Origin of the sequence: Aeromonas sp. BIGb0445 (assembly GCF_024809075.1) — a bacterium.
Lineage (GTDB): Bacteria > Pseudomonadota > Gammaproteobacteria > Enterobacterales > Aeromonadaceae > Aeromonas > Aeromonas rivuli.
Map to the genome: position 1 here is coordinate 775,911 of NZ_JANUES010000001.1, position 12,646 is coordinate 788,556.

Sequence of the window (12,646 nt, forward strand, 5' to 3'; positions counted from 1 at the left end):
AGCAGGATCTCCCACGCGCCCCCATTCTCTCCCAGCACAGGGAATTCCTGGCCCTCGGTTATCCCTAGTCCAGCTTCCACGCACACAAGCTTTTTCTGTCCGTTCATCGTTGTGCCCTCAGCATGTCCTTGAGCTTCTGTAGGGCGTTCCTGTTGTGCTCTTGGCTGGCCTTCTTGCAGGCATCCCATTCCTCCGGTGTCTTGATGACTCGCTTGTGGTCGAACATGGCGAACTTACTCACAGGCGAAGAAGCGAGAGCGTGATCTTTGTTACTTTGTTTCTGTTTAGAAGAAGTCAAAGACTTAGCCGGACGCTGGGTGCTGGGGGTGCGGAAAATTGACATGATCGCAGAGCCGAGACGGTAAATTGACGCCAGATTCCAGTTGGCTATCTGGTCGTGCTTACGGTGTTCGGTCTTGATGAAACCAAGATCTTCCAGACGACGCAGCGCATTGCGGACTGTGCGAGTGGTGCAGCCGACAGCTTTAGCGATGGAACGTAGGTAGAGACAGGCAGCCCAGCCCTGAGCTTTGTTCATGTGACGGGCTATGACCAATGCAACTTCTTTGGTGTAGTGGGTCCCGAAGGTGGACGCTGGTAGTTTGGCAATGGTGGCAACAATCTGGTCGCTGTGAGATAATGTGTAGCTGTTCACGGGAACTCCTATTCTAACATTTGTTCCCATCGCTACTCGTAAGTCGTTGATTTACTTAAAAATTTAAAGAGCCCCCATGAAGTTCATTATCAAGCTGTTCCCCGAAATCACCATCAAGAGCAAGTCAGTGCGTCAGCGTTTCACCAAGATGCTGCAGGGCAACATCCGTAACGTGTTGCGCCGCTTTGACGAAGACGCCCGCGTGCGGATGGATTGGGACAAGCTGGTGGTGAGCTCCCGCAACGATCACTTCCACGCCCAGTATCTCGAGACCCTGGCCTGCATCCCTGGCATCCAGTATTTCCTCGAAGTGAAACTGAGCAACTTTACCGATCTGCACGACATCTTCGAGCAGACCCGCGCCGTCTGGGGCGATCGTCTGAAAGGCAAGACCTTCTGTGTGCGCGCCCGCCGGGTCGGCAAGCACGACTTCAGCTCCCTGGAGCTGGAGCGCTATGTGGGTGGCGGCCTCAACCAGCACTGTGAAACCGCCGGTGTGCGCCTGAAGAAGCCGGATATCCAGGTCAATCTGGAAGTGGAAAACGACGAGCTCTACATCATCAGTGCCGTGCACCACGGCCTCGGCGGTTTCCCCATGGCGACTCAGGAGGATGTACTGAGCCTGCTCTCCGGTGGTTTCGACTCAGGGGTGGCGTCCTATCAGTTCATCAAGCGCGGTTGCCGCGTGCATTATTGCTTCTTCAATCTGGGTGGTGCCGCCCATGAGATCGGGGTCAAGCAGGTGGCCTATTACCTGTGGAGCAAGTTTGGCGCCTCCCACAAGGTGCGCTTCACCGCCATCGACTTTGAACCCGTGGTGGCCGAGATCCTCGAAAAAGTGGACAACGGCCAGATGGGGGTGGTGCTCAAGCGCATGATGATGCGCGCCGCAGGCCAGGTGGCCGATTACTTCCAGATCCCGGCCCTGGTGACTGGCGAGTGCGTGGGTCAGGTATCGAGCCAGACTCTCACCAACTTGAACGTCATCGACCGGGTGACCGACAAGGTGATACTGCGCCCGCTCATCACCTGGGACAAGCCGGACATCATCAGCCAGGCGCGCCACATCGGTACCCTGGAGTTTGCCGAGACCATGCCGGAGTATTGCGGTGTCATCTCCAAGAAGCCGACCATCAAGGCCGTGCTCTCCAACATCGAGGCGGAGGAGGGCAACTTCGACTTCGCTATTCTGGACAAGGTGGTGAGCGAGGCTCGTCATCTGGATATCCGCCGTATTGGTGAAGAGACGTCAGCCCAGGTGCAAGAGGTGGAGACCACCCAGGTACTGGCCGCAGACGAGATCATCCTGGATATCCGCTCCAATGATGAGCGCGATGAGAAACCGCTGGTGGTCGAGGGGCGTGAGGTGCTGCATATCCCCTTCTTCAAGCTGGCGACCGCCTTTGGTGACCTGCCGAAAGAGCAGACCTATCTGCTCTATTGCGATCGCGGCGTGATGAGCAAACTGCAGGCGCTCTATCTGAAAGAGCAGGGCTTTGACAACGTCAAGGTCTATCGCCCCTGAGCACCAGGCTCGGGCATGGTGCGGCACCTCGCGGTGCCGCCAATAAAAAATCCGGCTTATGGCCGGATTTTTTATTGCACTCGAGCTGTCTGAATCGTGATCGGAGCCGAGCTGTATGGCGATGAGGGTCTCCTGCTCGTCGTCAGCGGCCTAGGGGCAGGGGACGGGAGTAAAGGTAGATTGACCCTGGCAACGCCAGCCCATCTGGGCTTGGCGCATCTGCCAGAGGTTGTCACTGCGAAACAGGGTCAGGATGTAGAGCATGTCATTCTTGCTGCCATCGAGGGCAACCGAGAGCACCAGATCATTATCCAGTTGTTGCGCCTGGATCCGGCTCGGTACGTCAGCATGGCCCACGAAACGCAAGGCGATGGCCCTGTAGTCATTCACCCAGGTCTGCTGTTTATTGCTCGCCAGGCGGATCTGCTGATTGAATTCCTGCACCGGCGTGGAGGCCAGTCGACCAAACAGAAGCTGGGCATTGGCACCCATGGTGGTCACTATGAGCAGCAGCGAGGTAATGATCCCGAATTTTTGCATGAAGGTTCCTGCCTGATAATGACTGCTCTCTATGACAACAGAAAAGCCCGCTTGGTTCAATCAGGCGGGCTTTTGTCATTCAGGCATGGCCATGCAGGCGTCAGTGCCGACCGCTAGCCCCGTTGCAGGCTGAAGGTTGGCAGGGAGAGATGCCAGTAGATAGCGGCCACGCGCAGGCCAAACACCACCGCCATGCTGATAAACATGGCCAGCACCCTATCCAGACTGCACTCGAGTGCCACCGTATAGACGATGCCGCCGAGGATACAGGCGGTGGCGTAGATCTCCTTTTGCAGCACCATGGGGATCTCCCGGGCCAATACATCGCGGATCATGCCGCCGGCAACCCCTGTCATGGTGCCCATCAGTACGGCAATCAGGCCGGATGCGCCAAAATGGAGCGCCTTTTGGGCGCCGATCACCGTAAAGAGCGCCAGGCCAAAGGCATCCGCCACCGGTAGAACATACCAGGGCAGGCGCTTGGGCAGGCGAACCAGCCACATGCCCAGCAGGGCCGTCAGCAATATGACCCAGATATAGAGGGTATCGCGCACCCAGAATACCGGGGTGGCGCCGAGGATCATGTCACGAATAGTGCCACCGCCGATGGCGGTCACTGCCGCCAATACCAACACGCCAAAGGCGTCCATCCTCAATCGGCCCGCAACCAGCACGCCGGAAAATGCGAACACGGCGGTACCGAACATGTCGCTGACATAGACAATCTGATCAACCAGGCTCTGCATGGAGAAACATCGACTCGAACAAAAGAGGGGCGCAGATTCTAGAGGCTGCATGGGCAAGCGCCAAGTCCGACCATGTGAAATTGAGAGATCCGCCGCGCTTTGAGCGTCCTCAGCGCCCTGATAGCAGGCTTGCGACGGGGGAGGCGACTGACCCGGCTCATGCCCGCAGTGACGGCGATGTGCGTTCAGCCGTTATTTTTTTCGTTTATTTACTTAAGTCTGACGATAACGGACCGATAAATAGGTTAAGCGGCGAGAATGGAACGAACAGCGAAAAAATCGCTAAAGTCCTCTCAAAAAGCGCCGTTAACCAGAACATATCAGGCACAGAAAAAAATAAAGCCTGAGTGAATTAAAGATAAAATTTAATAGCTTAGGAGAATAGTTATGAGTATGTACATCAATACCAACGTTTCATCGCTCAATGCCCAGCGCAACATGATGAACAGCACCAAATCTTTGGACACCTCTTACACTCGTCTGGCCTCCGGCTTGCGCATCAACAGCGCAAAAGATGATGCAGCTGGTCTGCAGATCTCCAACCGCCTGACCTCCCAGATCAACGGTCTGGATCAGGGTAACCGCAACGCCAACGATGGTATCTCCCTTGCTCAAACAGCTGAAGGGGCCATGGACGAAGTGACCGGCATGTTGCAGCGGATGCGCACCCTGGCCCAGCAATCCGCCAATGGATCCAACTCCGCCAAGGACCGTGAGGCCTTGCAAAAAGAGGTGGATCAGCTAGGGGCAGAGGTCAATCGTATCTCTGGCGCGACTACATTTGCGGGCACCAAGCTGCTTGACGGTTCCTTCGGTGGCACCTTCCAGGTGGGCGCGGATGCCAATCAAACCATCAGCTTCAGTCTGTCTCAGGCCGATGGCTTCAGCATCTCCGGGATTGCGGCAGCAGCGGCAACTACGATTGCAGGGACTGCCGCCGCGGTGGGTATATCAACGATTTTCCTTGGAGGAAGTGCTGGTGGCATCAGCATCAGCAGCCAGAGCAATGCTCAGAATGTCTTGGCCGCAGTTGATTCCATGTTGACCGTGGTCGATGGCAAGCGTGCCGAGTTGGGTGCGGTGCAAAACCGGTTGGACTCGACTATTCGCAACCAGTCTAATATTTCCGAAAACGTCAGTGCTGCACGCTCCCGGATCCGTGATGCGGACTTCGCGACCGAGACCGCCAATATGACCAAGCAAAACATACTGCAACAGGCGGCGTCCAGCATCCTGGCACAGGCCAACCAGCGCCCTCAGTCTGCACTCTCCCTGCTGCAGAACTAAATTTTAAGCAAAAGAAAAGGGCGGTTGTTCAGGCCGCCCTGGTAAAGAAGATGGAACAATGGGGTGTTCGGATATACGCCTTGTTCTATCAACAGAGAAAGTCTCTTATTGGTACTACCCCTCTAGTGTCGCGCAGATTGTTCGGTCTGTCACATCAGAGGTTGTTCTCCTGAGCGTAAGCTCTTCTTTGGCCGACACTGTCGGCCTTTTTTATGGGCGCCGGAAAACCGGCGACTGTAAATTGAAAGCATGAACCATGCCAATATAAAGCTGGTAGAGCGTGTGGCATGCCTCTCCATTGACGCTGCGTCATGACCAGCTCTGGGCCATTTCTGTGTTGTTCCTCTATTCCCTTGTCTTGGTCTCTTCCCCTTGTCAGGAGGAGAGTGTTTGCCGCTGAAAGTGTCAGAGCGGCAATTAATTACCTAAAGCTTCCGATTGTGCAGCCGCTACAGAGTGTGAAGCAATTGATGGGGTGTTCGGAAGACCAACATTTGCGCAACTGCGGGTCCTATGTCTGTTCAAACAAGGGACCCGCCAGATGGTACAGCCCCGTTCAAGCTGTCCGTCTGAACGGTGGGATCCTGACTGTGTGACACAAGCAGAGCCCGCAGTTTCTTGTTCATCAGGAGAAATTTTTTATGGCCATGTTTATCAATACCAACACTTCATCATTGAACGCCCAGCGTAACTTGATGAACACCAGCAAGTCGTTGGATACCTCTTATACCCGTCTGGCATCGGGCTTGCGCATCAACAGTGCAAAAGACGATGCGGCGGGTCTGCAGATCTCCAACCGTCTGACCTCCCAGGTCAACGGCCTGGATCAGGGCAACCGCAACGCCAACGACGGCATCTCCCTGGCGCAGACCGCCGAAGGGGCTATGGATGAAGTGACCGGCATGCTGCAGCGTATGCGCACCCTGGCCCAGCAATCTGCCAACGGCTCCAACTCCGCCAAGGATCGCGAAGCCTTGCAGAAGGAAGTGGACCAGCTGGGGTCTGAAATCAACCGTATCTCTACCGATACCACCTTCGCTGGTACAAAATTGCTGGATGGCAATTATGGCGGAACCTTCCAGGTGGGGGCCGATGCCAACCAGACCATAGGCTTTAGTTTGAGTCAGGCTGGTGGCTTCAGCATTTCAGGGATTTCGGCTGCGGCTGGGACGTCAATCACGACAGCCACTGGGGCGACTGTGTTGGTCTCCGCTATCTTTGTCGGTGGCAGTGCCGGTGGTATCAGTATCAGTAGCCAGAGCAACGCCCAAAACGTGCTGGCAGCTGTCGATTCCATGCTTGGTGTGGTGGATGGCAAACGTGCCGAGCTGGGGGCGGTACAAAACCGGTTGGATTCGACCATCCGTAACCAGGCCAATATCTCCGAAAACGTATCGGCTGCACGCTCCCGTATCCGTGATGCGGATTTTGCCACCGAAACCGCCAACATGACCAAGCAGAACATCCTGCAACAGGCTGCTTCCAGCATCTTGGCACAAGCCAACCAGCGTCCACAGTCAGCACTGCAACTGCTGGGCTAAGCTGGTTAGTTTCAACGTTTTGATAGCGTAACGAGGTGTTCGAATGAACACCTCGCTCTATTGATAAAGAAATTTTTCCATACTTCCCAACTGGTTGTGCAGAACTCTCATCTTGTTATCCTCGAGATTGTTCTCTTGGGAGTGATCTCTTCTCTGACCAACGATTGGCTGCTCTCATATCTGACGCCAAAAACAGCGCACCATTATCTCCCGTAATTTCCCGCATCAATAGCGTCAGCGATTATCTATATGAAGGAGCTCTGTCAAGGGACACACTCCATTTCTGGGCCATCATTTTGGCCTTTCTTTGCCACCCTGAGCAGTAAGGCGGAAGGCGCTTGCCTCTTTGTTGATGAGGGTGGCAATAAATGTCCTAAAGCTTCTGATGGGGCTGCCGTTACAGGATATGAAGCAAATTGAGGGGTGTTCGGAAATCCAACATTTGCGCAACTGCGGGTCCTATGTCCGTTCAAACAAGGGACCCGCCAGGTGGAACAGACTCGTTCAAGCTGTCCACCTGAACGGTGGGATCCTGACTGTGTGACACAAGCAGAGCCCGCAGTTTCTTGTTCATCAGGAGAAATTTTTTATGGCCATGTTTATCAATACCAACACTTCATCATTGAACGCCCAGCGTAATTTGATGAACACCAGCAAATCGTTGGATACCTCGTACACTCGCCTGGCATCCGGTCTGCGTATCAACAGCGCCAAGGATGATGCGGCGGGTCTGCAGATCTCCAACCGTCTGACCTCCCAAGTTAATGGTCTGGATCAGGGCAACCGCAACGCCAACGATGGCATCTCCCTGGCGCAGACCGCGGAAGGGGCCATGGATGAAGTGACTGGCATGCTGCAGCGTATGCGCACCCTGGCCCAGCAATCTGCCAATGGCTCCAACTCCGCCAAGGATCGCGAAGCCCTGCAGAAGGAAGTCGATCAGCTGGGGTCAGAGATCAACCGCATCTCCAAAGACACCACCTTCGCCGGCACCAAGCTGTTGGATGGCACTTATGCTGGTAACTTCCAAGTGGGCGCCGATGCCAACCAGACCATCGGCTTTAGCCTGTCTCAGGCTGATGGCTTCAGTATTTCAGGTATTGCGGCGGCGGTATCTGCATCAGGTGGCGCTGCAGTCGGAAGTATCTTCACCAGCGGTTCTACTGTCGGTGGGATCAGTATCAGTAGCCAGAGCAATGCTCAAGATGTTCTGGGTGCAGTCGATGCCATGCTGGGCGTGGTAGATGGTAAGCGTGCCGAGTTGGGTGCGGTGCAAAACCGCCTGGATTCGACCATCCGCAACCAGTCCAACATTTCCGAAAACGTCAGTGCTGCGCGCTCCCGTATCCGGGATGCAGACTTTGCGACTGAGACTGCCAACATGACCAAGCAGAATATTCTGCAACAGGCGGCGTCCAGCATTTTGGCTCAGGCCAACCAGCGTCCGCAGTCAGCCCTGCAACTGTTGGGCTAAGCCGGTACCCAAAAGTCCAACACAGATTGATTAGGAGGAGCAGCAGATGGCCACTGAATCGATAATCTTGCCTTCTGTTACTTCGACACTAACTCAGCATGGCGGCCCTCAGGCCGCTATGTCTGTTTCTCCGCCCACATCCGGTGGAGCTAACGCAGTCGAACAGGCGAGTGTCGAATCGACAGCCAAGGTATCGCAGGAACAGCCTACGCATACCAAAACCTCGGAATTACGTAAAGAGCAGGTCTTGATTGAAAAAGAGGCCCAAGAATTGCAGGAAAGGTTGGACAACCTGAGCAAGCTGAAAGGATGGACCATCAATTTCAGTCTGGTTCCTGAGCTTGATCAACCCGTTATCAAGGTGATTGATGTTGATACCAAGCAAGTCATTCGCCAGATCCCGAGTGAAGAAATGCTATTGATAAGCAAACGGTTACAGTCGATGGACCAGACGAGCAACAGTGGTATTAGCCTATCTGGACTGCTGTTTGATGATCAGGTGTGACCTAAATTTTTAAGTTGATAGAGAGGAGGACGTGATGGCAATTACTTCTGCGGGAGCGGGTTCTGGACTCGATCTTGAGAGCGTGATCGCGGCGAGTGTGGCAGCTAAAAAGGCCCAGTTGCAACAGCCGATCGTGACCAAGCAAAACAGTACACAGATCACCTTGTCTGGCATAGGTCAGCTCAAGTCCTCCATATCTGCTTTCACCGATATTCTCGACAAGTTGAGTGCCCCCGGCGCATTCAACAAACGCGCCATCAACATTACCCAGAGCAAAGACGATCCCATCTTGAAGGTGGAGAGCAAGACTGGTGGATCCAATGGGCAGTACAACATTACTGTCAATAAGTTGGCACAGACGAGTCGTCAGGAGGGGATATTCGATAGCTCTACGACCCCTATGGTGACTCAGGATGGTCAGCTGACGTTCAAGGCCGGTGACAAGACGTTCAAGGTGGACGTCAAGGCGGGTTATACCCTGCAAGATATCCGCAAGAGCATCAACAGCAATGGGGATAACTTCGGTCTCAGTGCCAACATCGTCAACACGGCAGATGGCAAGGCCAAGCTGATGATTGACTCCGGTATCTCGGGGGATGGCAAGGATCTGACCATTACCGGCAATACGGCTGAACTCGGTATTTTTGAGGCGGGGGGCGGGGTCATGAACCAGACCCGGCCAGCCAGCAGTGCCGAGATCAACGTGGATGGCAACGTCCTCAAGAGTGACACCAATACCTTTGATGACTCCATTCAGGATCTGAAGATAACCGTACTGCGCGTCTCGGATGCGGATAAAGACAGCAGCGTACCTGGGGCGCTCAAGTCAAACAAGGTGGATATCACCACCGACAAGACCTCTATCCAGGAGCTGGTCCAGCAGTTTGTGGATGGCTACAACACGCTGCAAGACAAGATGAACGCCCTGGACAAGCGTGGCACCTTCGTCGGCGGTGTGAAGCAGGATGATGGCGGCGCCCTGGCTGGTGACTCCACTACCCGCGCAATCAGCTCTTTCATGAGCAATCTGCTGGTCAGCCCCTCCAAAAACAGTGGCACCTATTCCACCGTCTTCGAGATCGGCATGAAGATGGATAACAAGGGCAAGCTGTCTCTGGACAAGACGAAGTTCAGCGAGGCTATCGACAAGAACTTCGATCAGGTTGTGGCGCTATTTGGGGGGGATGATGGTTTGGCATCCACCTTGAACAAGGGGCTGAAGGAATACACCAAGAGTGGCGGCATGTTGGCACAGCGGGAAGATGTGCTGAATTCGGATCTGCGCAGCCTCACTCAAAAAACATCGACGGCCAATGCCCAGCTGACAAAATATGAAGCGGCCTTGCGGGCCCAATACGGTAGCCTGGATGCCTTGTTGGTCAAAATGAATAACTCGGCATCCGCCCTGGCGTCGCTACAAATAAACAATAAGAATTGATTAATCGTGATATTACGAGGACTCATATCATGTACAACCGTAATCTGAAGGCATATAAGGCAACCAGCATCGCGGCTGATTTGACGGTCGCCGATCCTCATCGTGTCATTCAGCTTATGATGCAAGGCCTTCTCGAGCGCCTGGCTCAGGCCAAGGGCGCCATCGAGCGGCAAGATATGGAGGCAAAATCGGTTGCTGTTTCCAAGGCGCAAGGGTTGCTGCACGGACTGCAGGATGCGCTCGACCTGAGCCAGGGGGCCATGGCCGAGGATCTGTATGGACTCTATGCCTATATGGATGAGCGTATCTGGGATGCGAGTCTGGCACGGGATATTGCGCCGCTTGAGGAGGTGATGGGGCTGATGGTGACCATCAAATCCGGTTGGGATCAGCTGCCAGAGGCCGAAAAACAACAAGGCTATCAGATGAGACAACAGCTGGGTGAGTTGTGAGCATCACACTATCCTCCCTCGATGAGGCATTGACGGAAAATGCTCATCTGATGGAGACGCTGCTGCAGCAGCAGCAATATGATAATGCGTTGCTTTGCATGGATGACAGGTTGGTCTTGGTAGCGCGCCTGGTACAGCTAGCTAAGGATGAGCCAGCGCAACAGCAGGACATCGCTACGTTGGCAACCGTGCTCACCATTCAAGAAGCAAGCATGAGTGTCTTGGCTACCAGTCATCATCAAACTATTTTCAAGCAGCTGACTCTGGTTGGGAGAGCCAACAAGGCTGGGCGAGCTTATCGTGTGAACAGCAAGGAGTTTTGATGTCACTCAATATCGACGCAACCCTGGTCAAAGCCGAACAAGACGCACTGCGACTTCAACAGCAGGCAGAACAGGAAGCGGCCATGGCGATGGCCTTACCGCTGCGCTTTGAACAGAATATGGCGGCATTTCGCCAATATATCCCCCATATCGCCGATATGTACGAAGCCTACCAACCCGCACGCCCTTTCCGATTCTTCTGCAATGAGAATGGCCAACCCAACTTGGCCTGGCTCGACGATGACGTCGCCGTCTACGGCAAAGAGCCCTACCTCATCTGCGAGACGCTGGTGACCGAGTTCATGGAGAAGGGGGGGCTATCCAAGTTCTCCTTCAGCCAGGAGGCAAATCCACTTGGCTTCATGCATGTGGAATACCTCAACAAACTCAATGCCTATCTCGACGATATCTCGGCCCGGGAGGTGATGCTGGATCGAGTACCCCATGAGGTACCCAGCGCCCTGATCTTCGGGGTGGGGCTGGGTTACCATCTCGGTTACCTCTATGAGCAATGCAAGATTGGCACCCTGTTCCTGTTTGAGCCGGATCTGGATCTGTTTTACGGGTCGCTGTTTTGCTTCGACTGGGCTCCCCTGCTGGCCTATCTGCATCAGGAGAATCTGGGGCTGCACATACTGCTGGGACAGGATGAAGAGACCATAGTCAAGGATTTCGCGTCGGCCATTCACAGTCGGGGTTCTTTCCTCATCGCCAACGCCTTCATCATGTGGGGGTATCAGGGCGATAAGATAAAGAAATTGATAGAGAAGGTGCAGCAGGAATATTATCTGCTGGTGATGGGCTGGGGCTTCTTCGATGACAACCTGATCGCCTTGTCTCACACCATCAACAATATCGAGCGTGGTGTGCCGTTCCTGCAAAAAGATCGACGGATCTCGCCCCAGTATCAACGTACCCCCATCTTCATCATCGCCAACGGTCCCTCGCTGGACGAATCCATCGCCGTCATCGCAGAAAATCAGGACAAGGCCATCCTGATCTCCTGTGGCAGTGCCATCTCGGCCTTGCACAAGGTGGGCATCAAGCCGGATATTCATGTCGAGACCGAGCGCACCAAGATCGTCTATGACTTCCTGGTGAATCTGGATGATCCTGACTATCTGCGCGATGTGCTGTTCCTGAGCACCGACGTCATCCATCCAGATTGTGCCACCCTGTTCAACAACTCGGCGCTTGGGTTCAAGCTCAGCGAGCCCGGGGTAGTGCTCTACCAGAACTACTTCTCTCAACTGAAGCCCTGTGCCGGGCTCGGCGGGGTGAATCCCCTGGTGGGCAATATCGGGATCAGTGCCCCCATCCACCTCGGGTTCAAGCATCTCTATCTGTTCGGTCTGGACAATGGCTACAAGCACAAGGGACACCATCACTCCAAGCTCAGCTCCTATTACAACGATGAGGAGAATGCCGGAGCCCTGGGGGAGATGATGTATGGCGACAGCCTGTGGCAGCGTGAGGGGAACTTCGGTGGCATGGTTATCAGCAACGCCATGTTTGATACCTCCCGCCGGGTGATGGAGCAGGTGTTGGCCACCAATGACGAGGTGCGCTGCTTCAATTGCAGCGATGGCGCCAGGATTGAGAAGGCCAGGGCCTTGCCGAGCACGGAGATAAGCCTCTCCCTGCCGATCGACAAGTCCGCCCTGCTGGGGGAGATTTCGGCACTCTGCGAGCCCATTCCCTTGTCCAAGCAAGACTTTTCCCCGCTGCTCGACGTCGAGTTTTTCAATGTGTTCATCGACAAGATGATGGACGAATGGCAGCAGCCATTCTCGTCCCGCAATGAGCTGAACCAGCTGATGCTGCGCAATTTTGGTTACCTTGCCCAGATCGCCGCGACCCGGCAACAGCATATTTCCCAGACCATGGTGGGGTCGATGAACTATGTGTTCACCCTGCTGAGCTCCATTCTCTACTCCTTCGAGGGGGAGGAGGAGACACTGGTGCTGATGAAGCCGGCCATCGAGCTGTGGCTGGCGTTCCTGGGGAAGGTAAGGGAGATGTATCCGAGGGCGCTCGACAGCGTCGATATGATCGATAACGAAGTGATGGCCCTCTTCAGGAAGAAAGCGTAGGAAACAGGCAGGAAGGCCTGTTCAGAAAATCAGCCGAAAGATGGACCTGTAACCGGGCACGAAAAGA

The 12,646-nt window shown here is 54.5% G+C and carries 12 protein-coding genes; 9 read left to right on the plus strand and 3 right to left on the minus strand.

Features of this window, described 5'->3' with window-relative positions:
* Positions 1-103: 103 nt before the first annotated feature.
* A complete protein-coding gene (locus M2367_RS03595; RefSeq protein WP_404972842.1) occupies positions 104-685 on the minus strand; it encodes a helix-turn-helix domain-containing protein in 582 nt (193 codons plus the stop codon).
* Between the two features lie 46 nt (positions 686-731).
* Here M2367_RS03595 and thiI point away from each other — a divergent pair, with 46 nt between their 5' ends.
* Positions 732-2,180 carry a tRNA uracil 4-sulfurtransferase ThiI gene (gene thiI / locus M2367_RS03600; RefSeq protein WP_259235798.1) on the plus strand — a complete coding sequence of 483 codons (1,449 nt, stop codon included), beginning with the start codon at positions 732-734 and terminating at the stop codon, positions 2,178-2,180.
* A gap of 150 nt (positions 2,181-2,330) precedes the next feature.
* On the opposite strand, the gene M2367_RS03605 is transcribed toward thiI, so the two are convergent.
* Positions 2,331-2,720, minus strand: a complete 390-nt coding sequence (locus M2367_RS03605) for a hypothetical protein (protein ID WP_042043536.1) — start codon at positions 2,718-2,720, stop codon at positions 2,331-2,333.
* Between the two features lie 113 nt (positions 2,721-2,833).
* Complete coding sequence (locus M2367_RS03610; protein WP_042043537.1) at positions 2,834-3,466, minus strand: trimeric intracellular cation channel family protein; 633 nt, start codon at positions 3,464-3,466, stop codon at positions 2,834-2,836.
* Positions 3,467-3,853: 387 nt separating this feature from the next.
* Here M2367_RS03610 and M2367_RS03615 point away from each other — a divergent pair, with 387 nt between their 5' ends.
* The 8 genes from M2367_RS03615 to M2367_RS03650 all read left to right on the plus strand — a co-directional run bounded on the left by M2367_RS03615 (position 3,854) and on the right by M2367_RS03650 (position 12,579).
* Complete coding sequence (locus M2367_RS03615) at positions 3,854-4,753, plus strand: flagellin (protein ID WP_259235799.1); 900 nt, start codon at positions 3,854-3,856, stop codon at positions 4,751-4,753.
* Between the two features lie 641 nt (positions 4,754-5,394).
* Positions 5,395-6,294 (plus strand): flagellin, encoded by a 900-nt coding sequence (locus tag M2367_RS03620; RefSeq protein ID WP_259235800.1) that lies wholly within the window; start codon positions 5,395-5,397, stop codon positions 6,292-6,294.
* A 589-nt stretch (positions 6,295-6,883) separates the two neighbouring features.
* Positions 6,884-7,768 (plus strand): flagellin, encoded by an 885-nt coding sequence (locus M2367_RS03625; protein WP_259235801.1) that lies wholly within the window; start codon positions 6,884-6,886, stop codon positions 7,766-7,768.
* Positions 7,769-7,814: 46 nt separating this feature from the next.
* Positions 7,815-8,273 carry a flagellar protein FlaG gene (locus M2367_RS03630; protein ID WP_259235802.1) on the plus strand — a complete coding sequence of 153 codons (459 nt, stop codon included), beginning with the start codon at positions 7,815-7,817 and terminating at the stop codon, positions 8,271-8,273.
* 31 nt (positions 8,274-8,304) lie between these two features.
* Positions 8,305-9,711 (plus strand): flagellar filament capping protein FliD, encoded by a 1,407-nt coding sequence (gene fliD, locus M2367_RS03635; protein WP_259235803.1) that lies wholly within the window; start codon positions 8,305-8,307, stop codon positions 9,709-9,711.
* 29 nt (positions 9,712-9,740) lie between these two features.
* Positions 9,741-10,163: a flagellar export chaperone FliS gene (fliS, locus tag M2367_RS03640; RefSeq protein ID WP_241343939.1), complete on the plus strand. Its 423-nt coding sequence runs from the start codon at positions 9,741-9,743 to the stop codon at positions 10,161-10,163.
* Entirely contained in the window at positions 10,160-10,486 is a 327-nt protein-coding gene (locus M2367_RS03645; RefSeq protein WP_259235804.1) for a hypothetical protein, read from the plus strand. Before fliS ends, M2367_RS03645 begins: the two co-directional genes overlap by 4 nt.
* Positions 10,486-12,579, plus strand: coding sequence for a 6-hydroxymethylpterin diphosphokinase MptE-like protein (locus M2367_RS03650; RefSeq protein WP_259235805.1), 2,094 nt, complete (start codon positions 10,486-10,488; stop codon positions 12,577-12,579). Before M2367_RS03645 ends, M2367_RS03650 begins: the two co-directional genes overlap by 1 nt.
* Positions 12,580-12,646: the final 67 nt, after the last annotated feature.

Coding starts and splice junctions, on each gene's coding strand:
- M2367_RS03595 (WP_404972842.1), bottom strand. CDS start 685: ATGGGAACAAATGTTAGAATAGGAGTTCCCGTGAACAGCTACACATTA.
- thiI (WP_259235798.1), top strand. CDS start 732: ATGAAGTTCATTATCAAGCTGTTCCCCGAAATCACCATCAAGAGCAAG.
- M2367_RS03605 (WP_042043536.1), bottom strand. CDS start 2,720: ATGCAAAAATTCGGGATCATTACCTCGCTGCTGCTCATAGTGACCACC.
- M2367_RS03610 (WP_042043537.1), bottom strand. CDS start 3,466: ATGCAGAGCCTGGTTGATCAGATTGTCTATGTCAGCGACATGTTCGGT.
- M2367_RS03615 (WP_259235799.1), top strand. CDS start 3,854: ATGAGTATGTACATCAATACCAACGTTTCATCGCTCAATGCCCAGCGC.
- M2367_RS03620 (WP_259235800.1), top strand. CDS start 5,395: ATGGCCATGTTTATCAATACCAACACTTCATCATTGAACGCCCAGCGT.
- M2367_RS03625 (WP_259235801.1), top strand. CDS start 6,884: ATGGCCATGTTTATCAATACCAACACTTCATCATTGAACGCCCAGCGT.
- M2367_RS03630 (WP_259235802.1), top strand. CDS start 7,815: ATGGCCACTGAATCGATAATCTTGCCTTCTGTTACTTCGACACTAACT.
- fliS (WP_241343939.1), top strand. CDS start 9,741: ATGTACAACCGTAATCTGAAGGCATATAAGGCAACCAGCATCGCGGCT.
- M2367_RS03650 (WP_259235805.1), top strand. CDS start 10,486: ATGTCACTCAATATCGACGCAACCCTGGTCAAAGCCGAACAAGACGCA.